At 42.1% G+C, this 20809-nt stretch carries 19 protein-coding genes and 1 riboswitch; of the genes, 14 read left to right on the plus strand and 5 right to left on the minus strand.

The annotated features are described in order from the left end of the window. The first annotated feature begins 80 nt into the window (after positions 1 to 80). Complete coding sequence (lpxC, locus tag ACKI4H_RS08265) at positions 81 to 983, plus strand: UDP-3-O-acyl-N-acetylglucosamine deacetylase (protein WP_407305006.1); 903 nt, start codon at positions 81 to 83, stop codon at positions 981 to 983. A gap of 97 nt (positions 984 to 1080) precedes the next feature. Here the strand turns inward: lpxC and ACKI4H_RS08270 are convergent, their stop codons facing one another. Continuing rightward, entirely contained in the window at positions 1081 to 1521 is a 441-nt protein-coding gene (locus ACKI4H_RS08270; RefSeq protein WP_407305008.1) for a DUF721 domain-containing protein, read from the minus strand. 107 nt (positions 1522 to 1628) lie between these two features. Between ACKI4H_RS08270 and ACKI4H_RS08275 the strand changes: the two genes are divergently transcribed. The 10 genes from ACKI4H_RS08275 to recJ all read left to right on the plus strand — a co-directional run bounded on the left by ACKI4H_RS08275 (position 1629) and on the right by recJ (position 15294). Then, positions 1629 to 2309: a M23 family metallopeptidase gene (locus ACKI4H_RS08275; protein WP_407305009.1), complete on the plus strand. Its 681-nt coding sequence runs from the start codon at positions 1629 to 1631 to the stop codon at positions 2307 to 2309. A gap of 327 nt (positions 2310 to 2636) precedes the next feature. Next, positions 2637 to 5351 (plus strand): pyruvate dehydrogenase (acetyl-transferring), homodimeric type, encoded by a 2715-nt coding sequence (gene aceE, locus ACKI4H_RS08280; RefSeq protein ID WP_407305011.1) that lies wholly within the window; start codon positions 2637 to 2639, stop codon positions 5349 to 5351. A gap of 2 nt (positions 5352 to 5353) precedes the next feature. After that, a complete protein-coding gene (locus ACKI4H_RS08285; RefSeq protein ID WP_407305012.1) occupies positions 5354 to 7390 on the plus strand; it encodes a 2-oxo acid dehydrogenase subunit E2 in 2037 nt (678 codons plus the stop codon). 184 nt (positions 7391 to 7574) lie between these two features. After that, positions 7575 to 7715, plus strand: a riboswitch (yybP-ykoY riboswitch). Between the two features lie 73 nt (positions 7716 to 7788). Further along, positions 7789 to 8364 (plus strand): TMEM165/GDT1 family protein, encoded by a 576-nt coding sequence (locus ACKI4H_RS08290; RefSeq protein ID WP_407305013.1) that lies wholly within the window; start codon positions 7789 to 7791, stop codon positions 8362 to 8364. 181 nt (positions 8365 to 8545) lie between these two features. Then, the gene (locus ACKI4H_RS08295; protein WP_407305015.1) at positions 8546 to 9343 is read left to right on the plus strand and encodes an MBL fold metallo-hydrolase; all 798 of its coding nucleotides are present in this window, start codon (positions 8546 to 8548) and stop codon (positions 9341 to 9343) included. 97 nt (positions 9344 to 9440) lie between these two features. Then, the gene (locus ACKI4H_RS08300; RefSeq protein WP_407305016.1) at positions 9441 to 9806 is read left to right on the plus strand and encodes a YkgJ family cysteine cluster protein; all 366 of its coding nucleotides are present in this window, start codon (positions 9441 to 9443) and stop codon (positions 9804 to 9806) included. Positions 9807 to 9981: 175 nt separating this feature from the next. Beyond that, positions 9982 to 11448, plus strand: coding sequence for an IMP dehydrogenase (gene guaB / locus ACKI4H_RS08305; RefSeq protein ID WP_407305017.1), 1467 nt, complete (start codon positions 9982 to 9984; stop codon positions 11446 to 11448). A 126-nt stretch (positions 11449 to 11574) separates the two neighbouring features. Next, positions 11575 to 12906: a phosphoglucosamine mutase gene (gene glmM / locus ACKI4H_RS08310; protein WP_407305018.1), complete on the plus strand. Its 1332-nt coding sequence runs from the start codon at positions 11575 to 11577 to the stop codon at positions 12904 to 12906. 9 nt (positions 12907 to 12915) lie between these two features. Further along, a complete protein-coding gene (gene pdxH / locus ACKI4H_RS08315) occupies positions 12916 to 13572 on the plus strand; it encodes a pyridoxamine 5'-phosphate oxidase (protein ID WP_407305020.1) in 657 nt (218 codons plus the stop codon). Next, positions 13573 to 15294, plus strand: coding sequence for a single-stranded-DNA-specific exonuclease RecJ (gene recJ / locus ACKI4H_RS08320; protein ID WP_407305021.1), 1722 nt, complete (start codon positions 13573 to 13575; stop codon positions 15292 to 15294). A gap of 18 nt (positions 15295 to 15312) precedes the next feature. On the opposite strand, the gene ACKI4H_RS08325 is transcribed toward recJ, so the two are convergent. The 4 genes from ACKI4H_RS08325 to ACKI4H_RS08340 all read right to left on the minus strand — a co-directional run bounded on the left by ACKI4H_RS08325 (position 15313) and on the right by ACKI4H_RS08340 (position 17916). Next, positions 15313 to 15531: a hypothetical protein gene (locus tag ACKI4H_RS08325; protein ID WP_407305022.1), complete on the minus strand. Its 219-nt coding sequence runs from the start codon at positions 15529 to 15531 to the stop codon at positions 15313 to 15315. Further along, entirely contained in the window at positions 15507 to 15818 is a 312-nt protein-coding gene (locus ACKI4H_RS08330; RefSeq protein ID WP_407305024.1) for a hypothetical protein, read from the minus strand. The genes ACKI4H_RS08325 and ACKI4H_RS08330 overlap by 25 nt, the downstream gene beginning before the upstream one ends. 300 nt (positions 15819 to 16118) lie before the next feature. Next, positions 16119 to 16907 carry a putative porin gene (locus tag ACKI4H_RS08335; RefSeq protein ID WP_407305025.1) on the minus strand — a complete coding sequence of 263 codons (789 nt, stop codon included), beginning with the start codon at positions 16905 to 16907 and terminating at the stop codon, positions 16119 to 16121. A 661-nt stretch (positions 16908 to 17568) separates the two neighbouring features. After that, complete coding sequence (locus ACKI4H_RS08340; protein WP_407305028.1) at positions 17569 to 17916, minus strand: hypothetical protein; 348 nt, start codon at positions 17914 to 17916, stop codon at positions 17569 to 17571. A gap of 58 nt (positions 17917 to 17974) precedes the next feature. Here ACKI4H_RS08340 and prfB point away from each other — a divergent pair. The 3 genes from prfB (at position 17975) to ACKI4H_RS08355 (ending at position 20720) form a co-directional block, all read left to right on the plus strand. Then, positions 17975 to 19070 (plus strand): peptide chain release factor 2 gene (gene prfB / locus ACKI4H_RS08345; RefSeq protein WP_407305029.1). Its coding sequence is split into 2 segments (ribosomal slippage): positions 17975 to 18046 and positions 18048 to 19070, totalling 1095 coding nucleotides; the frame shifts between segments, so codons are not numbered across the junction. A gap of 232 nt (positions 19071 to 19302) precedes the next feature. Next, positions 19303 to 19605, plus strand: a complete 303-nt coding sequence (locus tag ACKI4H_RS08350) for an ArsR/SmtB family transcription factor (protein ID WP_407305032.1) — start codon at positions 19303 to 19305, stop codon at positions 19603 to 19605. A gap of 38 nt (positions 19606 to 19643) precedes the next feature. After that, positions 19644 to 20720, plus strand: coding sequence for an alkene reductase (locus ACKI4H_RS08355; protein ID WP_407305033.1), 1077 nt, complete (start codon positions 19644 to 19646; stop codon positions 20718 to 20720). The last annotated feature ends 89 nt before the right edge of the window (positions 20721 to 20809 follow it).

A 20809-nucleotide genomic window follows, 5' to 3' on the forward strand; every position in this document is an offset into this window, starting at 1 on the left:
TAGTAATACGGCCTTTTTGTTTTTTATCAATGGCTAAATATGCTAACGTATAGCGGTTTTATGAGTAGATGATAGAAAAAATGTTGAAACAACGAACCCTAAAACGTATCGTGAAAGCGAGCGGTATCGGTCTTCATAGTGGGCAAAAAGTATTGATTAACTTTGTGCCGCACCATGTGGATGGGGGGATTGTGTTTCGACGTATTGATTTAGATCCACCGGTTGAGATTCAAGCCAATGCCATGCTAATTCAAGAAGCATTTATGTGCTCGAATTTGGTTCAGGAAAATGCTAAAGTCGGCACCATTGAACATGTCATGAGTGCGATTGCCGGATTAGGTATTGATAACCTGATTATCGAGGTCTCTGCATCTGAAGTGCCAATTATGGACGGTAGTGCAGGCCCGTTTATTTATTTGCTGATGCAAGGTGGCTTACAAGAACAAAATGCACCAAAAAAATTCATCAAAATTTTAAAACCTGTACACGCATTGATAGAGGATAAACGTGCAGTGTTTCATCCACATGAAGGTTTTCAACTGAACTTCACTATTGATTTTGATCATCCTGCATTTAAAAAAGAATATCAGTCGGCGACCATTGATTTTTCTACTGAAACTTTCGTTTATGAAGTCAGTGAAGCCCGTACCTTTGGTTTTATGAAAGATTTAGACTATCTGAAAGCCAATAATTTGGCCTTAGGTGCGAGTCTGGAAAATGCGATTGGCGTCGATGAAACTGGTGTAGTCAATGAGGAAGGACTCCGCTTCTCAGATGAATTTGTACGACACAAGATTTTAGATGCAGTAGGAGATCTATATTTGCTCGGGCATCAAATTGTTGCAAAATTTGATGGCTATAAATCGGGCCATGCCCTAAATAATCAATTATTACGTAATGTTAAAAGCGATCCCACTAGTTACGAAATTGTAACATTTGATGACGAAACGCAATGTCCAATTTCTTATGTGAGTGTGACATAAGTCATTGTCTTTTAATGCATGCGTTATAATATAACAAAGGTGACTGTTAAACAGGTCACACAAATTATGACTAATTTCAAAGACATCAAAATGTCAGTTACTTTTTATTGCTTGCCAAACGTAGCATTGCTTGGCTAAGCTTAGGGTCATTCACAAAGTCAGCAGCACCACGAATTAAATCTTGGGTATCTGGACTAAGGGACCTGGTCAGGGCTTCAGGCTTGTGAGGTGTATGTGTCTGGATTCTTAAACGAACTTGCAGTTTATGCAAATCTTTAAATTCAGACAATTGTGCCAATTGAACAATATATTGCTTTTGAAGATATGCCAGTTGACTAATCATGGCTTGATTTGCACCGGTAATCGTCAAAATGCCATTTTCATAACATACAACTTGCCATTGCTCTGGTTGGGGCAATAACGGTTGAATAAGTTTTGTAAGTTTCTGCCAGGCAGCAACTTGTGTAGAGAGAAACGTAAAGTTTCCTGTTTTTAAGTGTTTTCTTGTTTGTTGGAAGAGCTTAACCGGTTCAGACATACATTGTTCCTACATATTTGTGTCTTCATCTTATGCGCTCCTTTCAGTAGATATCAAGGAAGAGATCACACAAGAACATTAACTAAGAACAGTTAAAAGGGGTTTTTATGCATACAAGACGTATTTTATTAGCGTTTTCATTGGCAGCGTCTGCTGCATCTGTAGCTTTTGCTGATTTGGTAGAGCTAAATTCTGATGTATCCACAGATCGTATTGAACAATTGACCCGTACTTTGGCTCAAGGTTCTTATGCAGAATCAAATGACATTGATATTCCTGCCGAAACAATAATGAGCGTCAAATTACGTGAGAAAACTATTGAATTGAACAATGAATCGCTCGCAAAAAAATACGGTTCAAGCTCCTCAAAAAGTTATTCTAACAATCCTTACTCTTGGTTGGTAGCTCATCCGCTTCCTGACATGAAACGCGTTAGCTCAAATTATGGCGGTCGTACCATGAGTGGTCGCGCTGAAAATCATTCAGGCTTGGATATGTCTGCACCGAGTGGTACCGCTATTTATGCTACGGGCCCAGGTGTTGTCACTAAGTCAGGTTGGGGTACTGGTTATGGTCAGTACGTCGAAATCAACCACGGTAATGGTTATTTAACCCGTTACGCGCATGCATCCCGTTTAATTGCCCGTGTTGGTGATCAAGTCAAAGCCGGGGACCACATTGCCAATGTAGGTTGTACTGGTCGTTGTACTGGTCCGCATTTACACTATGAAGTAGTAAAAGACGGTCAGCGTAAAAACCCATCCGCCTATTTAGCTATGTTGCCATAAGACCAAGTATGACAACTTTTAAAAGCTTTTCTGTCAGTTTTACTTTAAAGAGTTGTAACGAACCTTAAAGAGTGTGGTAATTCAATTAAAGAATAGATTAAAAAGCTGCTATAGCTTTTAAATATTATATTATCATTTTATAGAATACTTATTGTATAAAAAACCGCCTATATTGGCGGTTTTTTGTTTTATTGCGTAAAGAATAGTCAATAGGTATTTATTATCTAAATAATAGTGCTATTGCGTATTCAGCTGTAGCAATAACTGAAGCCCTCTAAAGTATGGTACATATAGAGAATATAAATAGGCTCAAGGAATAGGTGGAATATGGCGTTTTATGGTGATACTGACGCGCAAGAAACCCAAGAATGGCAAGATGCTTTTGACTCGGTTTTACAACATATGGGAACGGAGCGAGCGGCATTTTTGCTCGAAAAGCTCTATCAGCGCGCAATTGCTACCCATGTTCCCATTCAGCGTCTAAATACTCCTTATCTCAACACTATTTCAGTTGAAGAAACGCCAGCCATGCCGGGTGACCAAGACATGGAACGCCGTATTCGTGCCTTGATTCGCTGGAATGCTTTGGCGATGGTATTGCGTGCCAATAAAACCGGTGATGATCTCGGTGGTCACTTAGCCAGTTTTGCCTCTTCAGCCACCTTGTATGATGTTGGTTTTAACCATTTCTTCCGTGCTGGCAATGATCATTTCGGCGGTGACATGATTTATTATCAAGGTCACTGTGCACCGGGTGTATATGCGCGTTCATTCCTTGAAGGCCGTTTAACTGAAGAACAACTGAGTAACTTCCGTCGTGAAGTGAACGGGAATGGTCTGCCAAGTTATCCACATCCTTACTTGATGCCGGACTATTGGCAGTTCCCGACCGTATCGATGGGTCTGGGTCCCATCATGTCGATCTATCAAGCACATATTCAAAAATATTTAATGAACCGTAGCCTGATTAAAACAGAAGATCGTAAAGTTTGGGCCTACCTCGGTGATGGCGAGATGGATGAGCCGGAAAGCTTGGGTGCTATCTCGCTTGCAGGCCGTGAAAAGCTCGACAACCTGATTTGGGTGGTGAACTGTAACTTACAGCGCCTGGATGGCCCTGTGCGTGGCAACGGTAAGATCATTCAAGAACTGGAATCTATTTTTCGTGGTGCCGGCTGGCGTGTCATTAAAGTAGTTTGGGGACGTCATTGGGATCCACTGCTTGATAAAGATGAATCTGGTGCGCTTAAAGCTGTGATGGAAGAAGCGGTGGATGGTGACTTCCAGCGTTATCAAGTGAAGGGGGGCGGTTATGCCCGTGAACACTTCTTTGGCAAATACCCGGAAGCAAAAGAGCTGGTTAAAGATTTAAGCGATGAAGATATTGATAATCTGAACCGTGGTGGTCATGACCCGTATAAGGTTTATGCTGCGTATGCTGCTGCCACCAAAAGTAACGGTCAACCGACAGTAATCTTGGCAAAAACAGTCAAGGGTTATGGTTTGTCTGATGAAATTGAAGCAGTCAACAAAACCCATCAAATCAAAAAAATGCAGTTGGAATCATTAAAATATTTCCGTAACCGTTTCAACTTGCCATTTAATGATGAGCAACTGGAAGAATTGCCTTTCTATCGTCCAAGTGAAAATTCTCCTGAATTGAAATATATGAAAGCGCGTCGTGAGGCTTTGGGAGGGTATTTACCTGCGCGTCGTAAAGAAAGTGAAACTTTGGCGATTCCTGAATTATCAGTTTTTGATGGCGTATTGCGCGGTTCAGGTGGTAAACAACAGTCCACTACCATGGTGATGGTGCGCTTAATTTCTGCATTATTAAAAGAAAAAGCGATTAAAGACCGCGTGGTGCCGATTGTTCCGGATGAAGCACGTACTTTTGGTCTGGAAGGCATGTTCCGTCAGTTGGGTATTTATGCGGCACATGGCCAGCATTACACCCCTGAAGATCAAGAACAGCTAATGAACTATCGTGAAGCCAAAGATGGTCACATGCTGCAAGAAGGAATTAACGAAGCCGGTGCGATGAGTGCATGGGCGGCATTGGCTACCAGTTATTCAACCAATAACTTGCCGATGATTCCAATGTACATGTACTACTCCATGTTTGGGTTTCAGCGTATTGGCGATATTGCGTGGGCAGCAGGTGATGCTCAGGCACAAGGTTTCTTGCTGGGTGCAACGGCTGGCCGTACTACATTAAATGGTGAAGGTTTGCAGCATCAGGATGGTCATTCACATATTCTTGCCGGCACCATTCCGAACTGCGTCGCATATGATCCATGTTTCGGTTATGAGCTTGCAGTAATTGTGCATGACGGTTTACAACGCATGTATGTCAATCAGGAACGTGTATTCTATTACCTGACAGTAATGAATGAAAACTACGAGCATCCGCCAATGCCACAAGGGGTTGAGGAAGGTATCAAACGTGGTATGTACTTGCTTGAAGAAGATGAGAAAGCCACTGTTCAGTTATTGGGTTCAGGTGTGATTCTTCGTGAAGTGATTAAAGCAGCAAAAATCCTGCGTGATGAATATCAAATTAATTCAAATGTGTGGAGCGTAACCAGCTACAACGAACTTGCACGTGATGGCATGGCGGTTGAAGAATACAACCGTCTGCATCCATTGGCGGAAGAAGCACAAGAGTCTTGGGTATCTAAGCAATTACGCAGTACTGATGGCATCGTGGTGTCTGCAACAGATCATATGCGCGCCTATAGCGAACAGATCCGTGCCTATCTTCCAGACAACCGTCCATATGTGACTTTAGGTACAGATGGTTATGGTCGTTCAGATACGCGTGGCAATCTGCGTAGTTTCTTTGGTGTCGATGCAGCGCACATTGTGGTTGCGACATTGAAAAAATTAGCCGATGAAGGCGAAGTGGATGCGCGTTTAGTCAAGGATGCGATTTCAAGCTTTGAGTTAGATACCGACCGTCCTGTAGCTTGGTTGCCTCAAACCCACCCAGAAGTTCAAGCGGTTGCGGATTATAAAGAGCCAACAGGTGAGGAGAACTAAGCATGCAAATCAAAACACCTGATATTGGGGTCGATAAAGCCACTGTTGCGGAAATTTTAGTTAAAGTCGGCGATACCATTGATGTGGATGATAGTTTGGTCTTGCTGGAATCGGATAAAGCCTCTGTTGAAGTGCCGAGCACTTCAGCAGGTGTGGTGAAAAGCATTCTGGTGAATCTGGGCGATAATGTCACTGAAGGCGCGGCATTAATTGAACTTGAATCAGAAGATGCATCTAATGCAGCGACTGAAGTTCAAGAGGCGGATGCTTCAGAAAAGACTTCGGAAAATACGCCGACTTCTCTGCCTGATGATGAAATCATGCAGGAACTGACAGCTCATCAGCCGCATCGCACGGCGAATTCTGTACCATCTTCTACATCTGCATCGAGCAGCATTGTTGAAGTTCAGGTACCGGATATTGGCGTAGAAAAAGCGCTGGTGGGCGAAATTCTGGTCAGCGTTGGCGATGTGATTGATATTGACCAAAGTATTGTCGTGGTTGAATCCGATAAAGCTACGGTAGAAGTGCCAAGTTCAGTTTCAGGTATCGTTGAAAGTATTGAAGTTCATGAAGGCGACACCGTCAAAGAAGGTGTGGTACTGATTAAAGTGAAAGTTGCTGGTGCGACTCAGGCCGAAACTGCAGCTGAAGCTAAGGCTCCAAAAGCAGAAAATGTAAAAGCTGCTGTAATGAAATCTGAGCCTGTGGCAGATGCTGCTCCGGCTCAAAGTGGTGCAATTGAAATTACCGTACCTGATCTGGGGGTGGATAAAGCCAATGTTGCTGAAATTTTAGTTAAAGTCGGTGACATGGTTGAAGCGGATCAAAGCATCATTGTGGTGGAGTCGGATAAAGCTACGGTTGAAGTGCCAAGCTCAACTGCCGGGGTGATTAAAGCGATTCATGTTGAGATGGGACAAAGTGTCAGCCAAGGTTTAGCTTTGGTAACCATTGAAGGTGAAGTCAAGGCTGCAGCTCAAGCCGCACCTGCAGCAAAAGCAGACATTCAACAACTCGAACCTAAGCCAGAAGCTGCTCCTGCTAAATTGGCACCAGCGGAACAGGCGCAAGCGCCAGTCGCTGCATCGGGTTCCGATAAACTGAGCAAAGAGCAAAGTGCGGCAAATGCCAAAGTCTACGCAGGTCCTGCAGTACGTAAACTGGCACGTGAACTCGGTGTGGTGCTATCTCAAGTGAAAGCTTCGGGCACCCATAATCGCTTAATGAAGGAAGATGTGTTTGCGTATGTGAAAACACGTTTAACCACCCCTCAAGCAGCGCCAGTTGCACAGGCTGTAGCACAGGTTTCGGGTTTGCCTAAGCTTCCTGATTTTAGTGCTTTTGGCGGTACTGAAGAAAAAGCCATGACACGCTTGCAACAGGTTTCTGTTCCGCAACTGTCATTGAATAACTTCATTCCTCAAGTTACCCAGTTTGATGCAGCCGATATTACCGAACTTGAAGCTTGGCGCGGCGAGTTGAAAGGCAACTTCAAGAAAGAGGGTATTAGCCTGACCATTTTGGCTTTCATTGCCAAAGCTCTGGCGCATCTTTTAAAAGAAGAGCCTTATTTTGCAGGTCATTTGGCGGATGATCAGAAATCAATATTGTTACGCAGTGAAATCCATATGGGGATTGCTGTAGCAACGCCTGATGGTTTGACCGTGCCTGTACTGCGTAACCCAGATCAAAAATCAGTGAAGCAAATTGCGATTGAACTGGGTGAATTAAGTAAAAAGGCGCGTGAGAAAAAATTATCACCGAAAGATTTGCAAGGTGCGAATTTCACCATTACCAGTCTGGGTTCAATTGGCGGTACCGCATTTACCCCATTGGTGAACTGGCCTCAAGTGGCAATTTTGGGTATTTCACCTGCAACCATGCAACCGGTCTGGAATGGTGAAAGTTTTGATCCACGCCTGATGTTGCCATTGTCATTGTCTTATGACCATCGTGTGATTAACGGCGCTGATGCTGCACGCTTTACCCATAAACTGACCAAGCTTTTGGCAGATATTCGTACTTTATTACTCTAATCAGTTCATAAAGCATGAAGAATAAAAAAACCTGCTCCAGCAGGTTTTTTTATTCTTTGCAAGGCATAATGAAAATTTCTGAAAGTCCTTATTATCATCGTTTAATTTAATTTGTTTTTATCTTGTATCTAAAAAGCTTATCGGAAAATTGATTTGATAAAAAATAGCTTTGCGATTAAAATCACCCCACTTCATTGGGGAGTAGCCGCTTTTTACGCAATGTAAAAAGGTGATGGTCAACATAATTGTTCAACAGAACATGGTCATCATAGCAAAGAACCAAATCAGCTTTTATTAAGCTTCTTTTGTTGGCAAGACCTTTGATTTATCACTCTGCAGATTTTGGCTAGCAGGAGCGATAAGTCATCGGCAAATTTTGCTAGCCAGAGAAAGATCCCATGCATGAACTGCTTATCTCTACCGCTATTGTTGCCCTCGCTGAAATGGGTGATAAAACTCAATTATTAGCGCTTTTACTTGCGGCACGCTTTCGTAAACCTGTTCCTATCCTGCTTGCCATTTTATTGGCGACTTTGTTGAACCATGGTATATCGGCTGTTCTCGGTCAGTGGATTACTACGGTATTAAGCCCAGACGTCTTGCTTTGGATTGTATCGGTTGGCTTTATCGCGATGGCACTGTGGATGCTTGTTCCAGACGAACTGGAAGATGAAACCGATAATATTAATAAATGGCAAAAATATGGCGTGTTTGGTGCAACCTTTGTGCTGTTCTTCCTGGCTGAAATAGGGGACAAGACCCAAGTGGCAACCGTCGCTCTGGCTGCGCGTTTTGACAGTGTATTCTGGGTGATGATCGGTACTACAATTGGGATGATGATTGCCAATGCACCGGCAGTCTTTGTCGGGAATAAGCTGGCTGATAAATTGCCAATTCCACTGATTCATAAGATTGGTGCGAGCATATTCTTAATCATTGGTGTTTCAACCTTGGCACAACATTATTTCTTATAAAGTTGAATCGTAGTGAAAAATCCTGGCATTTTAGTCGGGATTTTTTATTGCAAAACGTATCACAATTTACTGATAAAGCTGACAATATTTCAATACATGTTTGTTGTAAATCGCCATAATACCCTATATGTTGTATGGCATTAAAAATGCACTTTTACAACGATATTTTGGGGAATGGGTTATGGCATTTGATCGCACTACATCACAAGTGTTATTTGATAATGGCACACATAAATGTATTAGCTTTACCAGTCTGGTCAAAGGTGAAGGTGTACAAGCCAACCAATTTCTAATTTTAGATAATGAACGTGCCGCAGTGCTGGATCCAGGCGGTGATTTAACCTATGTCCCACTGACCATGGAACTGAATAAATATACCCGCTTGACCAATCTTGATTATGTGATGGCCTCTCACCAAGATCCGGATATTATTACCTCGATGCCACGCTGGTTAGTTTATACCGAAGCTAAAGTGGTGGCGTCTAAACTCTGGGCGCGTTTTTTACCGCATTTGAACTCGGCATTTATGAGTGACCGGATGAAAGGTGGATGGCTGGAACGCTTGATTGAATTACCGGATCATGGTGGGATCATTCCTTTGGGCGAATCACGTATTATTGTTGTGCCTGCGCATTTCCTGCATTCCGTGGGCAATTTTCAGTTTTATGATCCGATTGCAAAAATTTTATTTTCCGGTGATATGGGGGCTTCCATGGTAGATGATGCGTCTAAACCGCTGGAAAATTTTGCAGCGCATATTCCCAAGATGAAAAGCTTTCACCAACGCTATATGTGTTCAAATAAAGTGATTCGCCTTTGGGTGAATATGGTACGAACCATGGATATTGAAATGATTGTGCCTCAGCACGGTACGCCATTTATGGGTAAAGAGCAGATTAACCAGTTCCTTGATTGGATTGAAACTTTAGAGTGCGGGATCGACTTGATGGATGAAACAGTATTTACCTGTCCAGAATAATATCTCTGCTGTTCACTGATTTTTCTTGCGTATAAAAGCAACATTTTTTAATATTTCTGTCTAAAAATTAGACCTTTGATGACGAGAATTTATAAGAATGTTGTCTCAAGCACCCACCCAAGATGCCTGTTTAAGCTGTGGCGCTTGCTGCGCCTATTTTCGGGTTTCATTTTATTGGGCTGAAGGCATTGCTATGCCCGAACATTATACCGAACCGCTGACTGCGGTATATTCATGTATGCAAGGTACTCATCAGGCCCAGCCCTATTGTGTGGCGCTCGAGGGAAAAATTGGCGAGCAGGTGAACTGCGCAATTTATAGCGTGCGCAGTTCAACCTGCAAAGAAGTACAGATTGCGGATGAACAATGTAATAAAGCTCGCCGTGCCTATAATATGATTCCGTTTATACCTATTGAAACAGTAGAACCAAGCAATGAGGATGGTTTTGATCAGGAGGTTTAATCATTTATAAAATTAAATCTTAAGCAGCATAATGCAGCAGAGTTACTGTTTTTGAACAAAAAAACTCATAAATATGCAGGATGTGAATTTATTTTTCCTGACTGTTTGAAATTAACATGAATAAAACTGTTTTTTTTGTTTATAATAGCGCACGGAAATTACCAGTGAGACTGTTATGTTGACCATCGTTCAAGAAGCACTAACCTTCGATGATGTCTTATTACTCCCTGCCTACTCAACTGTTCTCCCAAAAGATGTCTCCCTAAAGACACGCCTTACTCGTGGCATTAATCTGAATATTCCCCTTGTTTCAGCTGCAATGGATACTGTGACAGAATCACGTATGGCTATTGCGATGGCACAAAACGGTGGTATTGGCATCCTGCATAAAAACATGGATATTTCTGCTCAAGCAGCTGAAGTACGTCGTGTGAAAAAATTCGAAGCAGGGATGGTGAAAGACCCTATCACTGTGACTCCAGAAACTACGGTTCGTGAATTAATCGCAGTGACTCAAGCCAACAATATCAGCGGTGTACCTGTTGTTAAAGATGGCAAAGTGGTCGGTATTGTCACTGGTCGTGATACACGTTTCGTGACCAATTTAGAACAACCGGTTAGCAACATCATGACCGGTCAAGACCGTTTGGTGACTGTTCGTGAAAACGAATCTAAAGAAAATATCCAAGCCTTATTACAAAAAAACCGTATTGAAAAAGTATTGGTGGTTGGTGACAACAACGAACTTAAAGGTTTGATTACCGTTACTGATTTCCGTAAAGCAGAGCTTTATCCAAACAGCTGTAAAGATGATTTAGGTCGTCTGCGTGTTGGTGCTGCAGTCGGTACAGGCATTGAAACCCCTGCACGTGTTGAAGCATTGGTTGAAGCGGGCGTAGATGCGATTGTGGTAGATACTGCACACGGTCACTCTGCGGGGGTAATTGAACGTGTTCGTTGGGTTAAAGCCAACTATCCTCAAGTTCAAGTAATTGGCGGTAATATCGCAACGGGCGATGCTGCATTGGCTTTACTTGATGCCGGTGCCGATGCCGTTAAGGTGGGTATTGGCCCAGGTTCAATCTGTACCACACGTATTGTTGCCGGTATTGGTATGCCACAAATGTCTGCAATTGATAGTGTTGCCAATGCATTGAAAGAACAGATTCCTTTAATTGCTGATGGCGGTATCCGCTTCTCTGGTGATATGGCCAAAGCTATTGGTGCCGGTGCAAGTACGATTATGGTCGGTTCGCTCATGGCCGGTACTGAAGAAGCGCCTGGCGAAGTTGAATTCTTCCAGGGCCGTTACTACAAAGCTTACCGTGGTATGGGTTCGTTGGGTGCAATGGCAGGTGCGACTGGTTCTGCAGACCGTTATTTCCAAGACTCTAAAGCCGGTGCTGAAAAACTCGTACCGGAAGGTATTGAAGGTCGCGTACCGTACAAAGGCCCAATGGGTAACATCGTGCACCAAATGATGGGCGGTTTACGTTCATCTATGGGCTACACGGGTTCTGCTGTGATTGAAGATCTTCGTCAAAATGCGAAGTTCGTTAAAATTACTTCAGCCGGTATGTCTGAATCGCATGTGCATGATGTGACGATTACCAAAGAAGCGCCAAACTATCGTGTTGGTTGATTTTTAGTAATCCAAGCCATGAAAAGCCGTCATTTATATGATGGCTTTTTGGATTTTGGTGTAAAGTAATTACAGATAAAATCGGATGATAAATATCATCACACATGTATAAGAAGTGAGTAGAAAATGAGTTATTTTGGAACAGACGGTATTCGTGGAAAGTTTGGGGAACTTCCAATTACACCTGAATTTGCACTCAAGCTAGGCTTTGCGGCAGGTAAAGTATTAAAACAATATAGCAAGAAAACTAAACCCATCGTTGTTATGGGCAAAGATACCCGTTTATCTGGCTATATTTTAGAATCAGCTTTGCAAGCCGGTTTAAATGCTGCCGGGGTTTATGTTCATTTATTGGGACCATTACCAACACCTGCTATCGCACATTTAACCCGTGCAATGCATGCCAGTTTAGGCATTGTGATTTCAGCTTCGCATAACCCATATTTTGATAACGGGATTAAATTCTTCTCAAGCGAAGGCAAAAAATTACCCGATGAAGTTCAAGAAGCAATCAATCAAGAACTTGAAAAAGAATTGAAAATTGAAGATAGCGCAAACCTGGGCAAAAGCGTTCGTGTCAAAGATGCTAACGGCCGTTATATTGAGTTTTGCAAATCCACATTCCCTTACCATTTTGACTTAAGTAATTTAAAGATTGTGGTGGACTGCGCCAATGGTGCTGCATATAACGTGGGTCCTTCGGTATTTAAAGAACTGGGTGCTAAAGTTATTGCACTCTATAACCAACCCGATGGTCTAAATATCAATAAAGACTGTGGTTCAACCCATCCGGAAAACCTGCAAAAAGCAGTGGTTGAGCATAAAGCTGACTTGGGAATTGCCTTTGATGGGGATGCCGACCGCGTAGTTTTAGTCGATAAAAATGGTCAATTGGTCGATGGTGATAACATCCTTTATATTCTGGCGACCCAAGCGAGCCATAAACCTGCAGGAATTGTCGGCACCGTGATGAGCAATATGGCACTTGAACTGGCTTTAGAAAAAGCCCAAGTTCCGTTTGTACGTGCCAGTGTAGGTGACCGTTATGTGTTGCAGGCACTGGATGAAAATGGCTGGGTGATTGGCGGTGAACCATCAGGGCATATTCTGACCTTAGATAAGAGCACTACAGGCGATGCGATTATTGCAGCCTTACAAGTGTTGACTGTCATGGTTGAACAGAAAAAAGCTTTGCATGAATTGGTTGCAGACTTTCATTTATTGCCAAATGTACTGGTAAATGTCCGTTTAGAAGCAATGTTTGATCCCTATGCGGTGCCTGCACTGGTAACTGAATTTGAAAAAGCTGAACAACAGCTCAAAGGTCGGGGTCGTTTACTGATTCGTAAATCGGGAACTGAACCGGTCATTCGTGTGATGGTGGAAGGTGAGGATCGTCAGGAAGTGACTGATTTAGCCAACTATCTTGCAGATGCTGTACGTGCCAACGCGGCTTAAGGTAATAATATGAATGATGTGATTAAAGACTTGAGCGAACTTCGCTTAAGTTACCAAAAAGGTGAATTACATGAAGCCCACGTGGATGAAAATCCGCATGTGCAGTTTTTAACATGGTTTAACGCATCTTTAGAAGCCAAGTTACATGAACCCTATGCCATGTCTTTAGCTACGGCAAATGGGCAAGGTCGTCCGCACGTGCGTACCGTATTGTTGCGCGGTGCAACGCAGGCAGGTTATGACTTTTATACTAATTATGATAGCCAAAAAGGTTTAGATTTAATTGAAAATCCGTATGCAGAGCTGCTGTTTTACTGGCCTGAACTGGAACGTCAAATTCGGGTGAGTGGGAAAGTTGAAAAAATTTCCTTAGCAGAGTCGACTGACTATTACCATAAACGTCCACGTAATAGCCAGATTGCAGCGCATATCAGCACGCCACAAAGTGGAATCATTGCCAGTCGTGAAGAACTACAAACGCGTTTTCAGGCCTTGCAAGATAAGGTTGCAGAAAAAACGGAATTGGCCAAACCCGAATTCTGGGGGGGCTACCGTTTGGTAGCGGACTATTACGAATTTTGGCAAGGTCGTCCAAACCGTTTACATGACCGCTTAAGTTATGAAAGAATCGACGGTACGTGGAAATTACAACGACTCATGCCTTAAATGCCAAAAACACTGATTCTGCAACGACCTTTTATTACACGCCCTGAAAATATTCAGGGCGTGTCGCCCTTTATTGCGCAAATTTTAGCGCGCCGTGGGGTGCAATCTGAACAAGAACTCGAACTTAAACTGAAATATTTACTCGCGCCAAATATGAAGGGTTTAGAACAAGCCATTCAGATTATGGATCAAGCCATTGATGAAAATAAAAAAATAGTCATTGTTGGTGATTATGATGCTGATGGTGCAACCAGTACTACATTAATGGTTTTAGCTTTACGGGACATGGGCGCCAATGTTAAATATTTGGTTCCAGATCGGTTCAAGTATGGCTATGGTTTAACACCTAAAATTGCAGATTTGGCGTTTAGCCGCTATCAGCCAGACCTTCTGATTACGGTCGATAACGGTATTTCCAGTCATGCTGGGGTTGAGCAAGCTCAAGCGCATGGCATGCAGGTGATTATTACCGATCACCATCTGACCACCAAGAAAACGCCTAACGCCGAAGCTGTGGTGAATCCAAATCAATTGGGATGTGATTTTCCAAGTAAGGCATTGGCAGGGGTTGGGGTTGCATTTTATTTGCTTGCTAACCTGTCGAGTCACCGAAGTAAATTGGGGAAATCGACTTCCAAGGTGGCACAGTATTTAGACCTAGTTGCACTGGGTACTTATGCAGACGTTGCAAGTTTAGACTATAACAACCGGATTCTGGTTGATGCCGGGGTAAAACGGATTCAGCAAAATCAATGTCGTAGTGGGATAAGTGCATTACTCGATATTGCAGGACGAGACCCGTCTCAACTCAAGGCACAAGATTTGGGCTTTGTGCTAGGTCCTCGAATTAATGCGGCCGGGCGCATGGAAACCATGGACATTGGTATTGAATGTCTCCTGGCCAGCGATATGCAAACAGCTTATCCATTGGCGCAGCAGTTGAATCAATTGAATATTGAGCGTCGCCAGGTTGAAGCACAGATGAAGCAAGAGGCTTTATCTGAATTAGCTGCTTTGCAATTAGATCAGGCAGATTTACCTGCAGCTTTAATTTTATTTGAACCGCATTGGCATCAGGGCGTGATTGGTATTGTAGCAGGTCGTTTAAAAGAACAGTTTCATCGTCCGAGCATTGTGTTTGCGGCAGATGATGATGGGATTCATATTAAGGGTTCTGCACGTTCAATTGAAGGTGTGCATATTCGAGATGCGATTGAACTGATTGCGGAGCAACATCCACATTTGGTCAGCCACTTTGGTGGACATGCTGCGGCAGCGGGTTTAACTATCCAGAAACAGCATTTTGAAGAATTCAAACAGGCTTTTGAGCAACTGATCTCAAAGATGGATGAATCGCTGTTTCAAGCCACTTTATGGACCGATGGTGAATTACCAACAGCAACTTTTCAAATTGATACGGTCGATTTGCTGCAAAATCTAACCCCGTGGGGACAAAAATTTCCATCGCCGGTTTTTGAAGGGATATTCAAAGTTTTAGATTATCGCTGGCTGAAAGAAACTCATTTAAAGCTACGTTTGGCTTTGGATAATGGTCAAATTGTGGAAGCAATTGCCTTTAATGCCAGTGAAAAATTCGAATTTGATGCCATGCAGAATACCGTTAGACTAGTGTATGAGCTTGATAAAAATGAATTTAATGGCAATGTCAGTTTACAAATGCGTGTCATGTATTTAGAACAATCAAAAAAACCGCTCATCTGAGCAGTTTTTTTAATTTAACTATCGGCATATATTAAAAACGGAATGTACTGTGAATACCAAAAGAGTATCTGACTCATTAGCAGTAAAATCAGCGATTGATCCACCTGCGCTTAATGCCTGATGGATATAAAGATCTGCACCCAAACGGTAAGTCGTTTCATTACCCATAGAGGAGATCCCTTCAAAATTGGCATAGCGATTACCAATTAAAGTCACATATTTGGTATGTAAAGACATCGCAGTATCTTCGTCCCACTATTACAGCGTTTAAAAGATTTGTAGTAATAATATCCATAATTAGGAATTTGTACAGGATCTACATTTTCATTGGCTGCCTCAACAGCTAATAATAAACCATCAACTGGTAAGTAACCGACTTCAAAAGCATAACCAGTATCATATTCATCACCAACATCGACTTGGTTAAGAGCAGCACTGACATAAATTGTGGATTTGGAATAAAAAATTCGCCATTGATCCAAATACCTCAATATCCTCATCTCCGTCACTCCTTGCATTGGCATAACCACGACCGATATTGCTGGCTTTACTCAAGAATACAGCTTCTGCCAAGGGAGCATTTTTTACCTGAATCCCATTGAGATAGTATTTACCATTAATAAAAATGGGGTCTAAATCGCCTGCATTCTCAATATCTCTGTTTTGTGATAAAAATGTGACATTATATTTTAGTTGATATCGGTGTACGTAAAATAAACGCTCATAAAATGTGCATTTTATGAATATAAATAAACTCTTTATTTTTAAGCAAAAAATAGCCCATCCGAAGATGGGCTATTTCATTTGAATAGTTTTAAGACAAATTAGAAGCGGTATTTCGCAGCTACACCAAATGAGTTGTAGTCATTGTTACCGGCTTCACCGAAACCAACACGACCTTCAAGGCTGACTTGTTGATTAATGAATTTACGTGCATTGATACCAAATTCACTTTGATCAGTTAAGTCATTGTTGTGATAATCAGCACCAATACTGAGTGTTTTATCAATGAAGTAATCGGCAGCAAGATTGTACTCATCTAGATCACCGAATGCTGCACCAGCTTCTAGGTTGATGTCTTTACCATTACTTAAGGTAGTTACGTATTTTGCACGTAATGTTGGATCTACACCATCATCATAGTCGTTGTCATAACCTTTAAGACCAGCGGCAATCAATAGGCCTGGAGCTGGAAGGTAACCGACTTCAGCAGCATAGTACGTGGTATCAAAGTCATATTTTTGACCTTGTATATTGAAACGTTCTGTTTCATTTTGACTGATGTTACCGCTTAAATAGAAGTCAGAATTTGGTACGAAAATCTCAGCGCCTATACCGTAAGTGTTGTTATCTAAATCCCCACGATCAGCAAATGTTGCTTGGGCATTTACGTTACTTGCACGGTCAAGGAATGCTGCTTCTGCAAGTGGGGCATTACGAGTTTGAACGGGGTTGAAGTAATAAGTACCATCTACACCAAAAGCACTACCTGAGCTGCCATTATCTGGATCAACATAAGCAGCTGCTGCGCCTACTTCGGCTTGGTATGCATTTGCTGTACCTGTTACTGCTAAAGCAGAAAGAAGTGCTGAAGCAATGGCTAATTTTTTCATGGATACTACCCCTTAAATTTATGGTCAAAATTAATACATTTTTTGTTACAAGTTTTAGTCTAGAGCAAAATGAATTTGGGTCAATCCTCTCAAGGTTACTCAATGTTGCTAATGTAATTTTGTGTAATTTATTAATATTAAGTATTTGAAAAATATTAAATTATATAAATGTTTTGTTTTATTAAAATTGTGGAGAGTTAATGGATTTATGTGAATTTTTAATAAAATTTTAAGTATTTTGTAACATAATAATGAGTTAAGGATCAAAAAATATCCTCAATTAAGCTCAATTAAGAGGGTTTTTGACTGTTAATTATTGCTTAATTAAAAACGATATGTTGCATTAATTTTGAATGCCTGAATATTATCGCCCCAACCAACTTTCCCACCTATTGCAAAGTTAGAATTGATGAAACATTTAGAACGAATAGAGAAAAATAAACATCATCTTCCTCCTTATCTACAATGTTATAACCCGTACCTAAGCTGAAAGCTGGGTCGAAATAATAAGTTGTACCAATGGTGACTTCATCTTCATCGCCAAATGTACCGTCAGCTTTTACATTCAAAAACCGAACTTGAATTATTGGCGTGACATATTTTACATGTACGGCAGAGCAATTGTCTTGCAGGTCACCTTCATCTTGATAGCCATCAATACCTAAAGCGAACAGCAGGTTAGAAAAGGCATATAACCGGCCAATGCATGATAAATTGTCACGTCAGAATCTTCTGTTTGGGTGCTATTTAACCATAGGGTTGTAACTTTGAATTTATCTTCTATTTGACCAAAGCCCAGTTCGCCATTTAGGTAGAATTGCTCAACGAAATATTCGATTCCACCACCCATATGGTGGACATTAAATTCACATGAATCCGTTATCACCGAAAAATCTTCCTTTCTTTCTATATGGTTATAGGTATAGCCAAGATCAGCATTGCTGATATGAGCTATAAATGCAGTCTTGGTCAATGCTATTGCACATCGGCCCTCTAAAATTGCATCCATGCTCTGTGTTATAATTAACAGGTATTTAAGCCTAGTATTCTGATTGAGAGTAATTCACGTGGAAATTAATCCTTATCTAAACCAATTAAAAGACTTAAACGACCGTGGTCAAACACTACGGGGGTATCTTTGACTACGATCTGAAAAAAGAGCGTTTAGAAGAGGTTCTTCGCGAGTTAGAAGATCCAGCAATATGGAATGACCAAAGTCGTGCGCAAGCGATGGCCAAAGAAAAAGGCGAGCTTGAAAATGTATTAAATGTACTTGAAGGTTTATCGACACAGCTCGAAGACGCGCAAGCATTGCTTGATTTGGCAGTTGAAGCAGATGACGAAAGCTTGCTTGAAGATGTGCAAGCAGAATTAGATGCATCTGAAACAGAATTGGCAAAACTTGAATTTCGTCGTATGTTCAGTAATCCAATGGATCCAAACCCATGTTATGTGGAAATTCAGGCGGGTTCTGGGGGTACAGAAGCACAGGACTGGGCTTCAATGCTGCTTCGCATGTATTTGCGCTGGATTGAGCGTCACGGCTTTAAAGCAGAATTGATGGAAGAGTCTGACGGTGATGTTGCCGGAATCAAATCGGCGACGATTCGGGTAGAAGGCGAATATGCCTATGGCTGGTTGCGTACTGAATCAGGTGTTCACCGTTTAGTGCGTAAGTCTCCATTTGACTCGGGTAACCGTCGCCATACATCATTCTCTGCGGTGTTTGTCTCGCCTGAAGTCGATGACAACATTGAAATTGATATCAACCCGGCAGATGTTCGTACCGATACGTATCGTGCATCGGGTGCCGGTGGTCAGCATATTAACAAAACGGATTCTGCAGTACGTTTAACCCATGCGCCAACCGGTATTGTGGTAGCGTGTCAGAACCAGCGTTCACAACATGCCAACCGTGACCATGCCTGGAAACAGTTACGTGCCAAACTGTATGAACGTGAAATGCAAATTCGTAATGATGCTGCACAAGCGCTTGAAGACACCAAGTCCGATATCGGGTGGGGTAGCCAGATTCGTTCATACGTACTGGATGATTCACGTATTAAGGATTTGCGTACCGGTGTAGAAAGCTCGAACACCGGCGCAGTACTGGATGGCGATCTGGATAAATTTATTGAAGCCAGTTTAAAACAGGGCTTATAAGTTTATTGCTTGAAAAACAGAGGCTGGTCCTCTGTTTTTTTAGCTTTAAAATTTGTCTGATTGAGTGAAGGTAACTCATCCATCAGACAATGTTAGAATAGAGTGAAGTTGTACAAGATTGCAGCAAATTACAAAATGAATATACAGTATCGATAAATTTCGATATTAATATCGTATAAATTCGATATAATGATTTTTGGTAAGGTGCTGATCATGACATGAGTGAAATGAGATGGACACAGAAGCAATTTATAAAGCCTTAGCCAACCCGATTAGACGTCAGATTCTGCAATGTTTAAAAGAACCTGAGCATTACATTTCCGCTGAAGAGTGCGGAAATGATTTTAGTCGTGGCGTATGCGCAGGGCAGATGGAAAAAATTGCCGATATCTCTCAATCGACCATGTCCAATCATTTATCGGTTCTGCAACAAGCAGGGCTGATTCATGTGACCAAATATGGGCAATGGTCTTATTTCTCACGTAATGAAGCACTGATCCAAGAATTTTTACAACATTTACAGCATGCGCTTTAGACTAAATCAGTCCAAGCAAGCTGTAAGAGGATTGCTGGATGACAGATTTTTCAACACCAATTCAGTTTGGTGAACTTAAACTTAAAAACCGTGTCGTGATGGCACCATTAACACGTAGCCGTGCCACCCTTGACCGTGTACCGACCGCCATGATGGCCGAGTACTATGCCCAACGTGCAAGCGCCGGTTTAATCATCTCTGAAGCAACGGTGATTTCAGAAGAAGCCAATGGCTATGAAAAAACACCGGGCTTATTTACCGATACTCAGGTTGAAGGCTGGAAACTTGTTACAGCTGCAGTGCATGCCAAAGACGGTTTGATCGTGGCACAATTGTGGCATGTCGGTCGTGTCTCGCATCCTGATTTGTTAAAGGGGGAAACACCGGTTTCTGCCAGTGAGGTCAAACAGGCGGGTCATGTCAGCTTATTGCGTCCAAAACGTGAATATGTGGTGCCGCGTCCACTGAAAATTTCAGAAATTCATGCCATTACCGAGCAATATAAACAATCTGCTATTCGTGCCAAAGCTGCTGGTTTTGACGGGGTGGAATTGCATGCGGCCAATGGTTATCTGATTGACCAATTCTTGCAAAGTTCAACCAATAAACGTACCGATCTTTATGGTGGGTCTGTTGAAAACCGTGCGCGTTTCCTGCTTGAAGTGGTTGATGCCCTGATTGAAGTCTGGGGTGCAGGTCGTGTGGGTGTGCATTTGGCGCCGCGTGGCGATGAGCATGATATGGGCGATGCTAATGCGAAAGAAACTTTTGGTTATGTGCTAGAAGAACTGGGTAAACGTAATATTGCCTTCTTTTTTACCCGTGAATATTTGGCGGATGGCAGTATTAGCCTAGATATGAAAGCACGTTCAAATGGTGTGCCGTATATTGCCAATATGCGTTTAAGCCGTGATGATGCACTTGAATTATTGAGCTCAGGCAAAGCCGAAGCGGTGTCTTTTGGTAAAGCGTATATTGCCAATCCTGACCTTTTCGAGCGGTTGGTGGAAGATGAACCCCTGAATGAACTGAAGTTTGAAAATATGATTGGCACTGATGTGGCAGAAGGCTATATTGACTATCCATTTTTAAATAAACAGTTGGCTGAAAGCTAAGTTGATCGATCAATAAAGCAGAATAAATCATCGGGCAGAGCAGAATTCATTAACATGTGGAGGCTGCTCTGTTATATTTTGCCGACTGA

The organism is Acinetobacter sp. (assembly GCF_045628685.1).
Lineage (GTDB): Bacteria > Pseudomonadota > Gammaproteobacteria > Pseudomonadales > Moraxellaceae > Acinetobacter.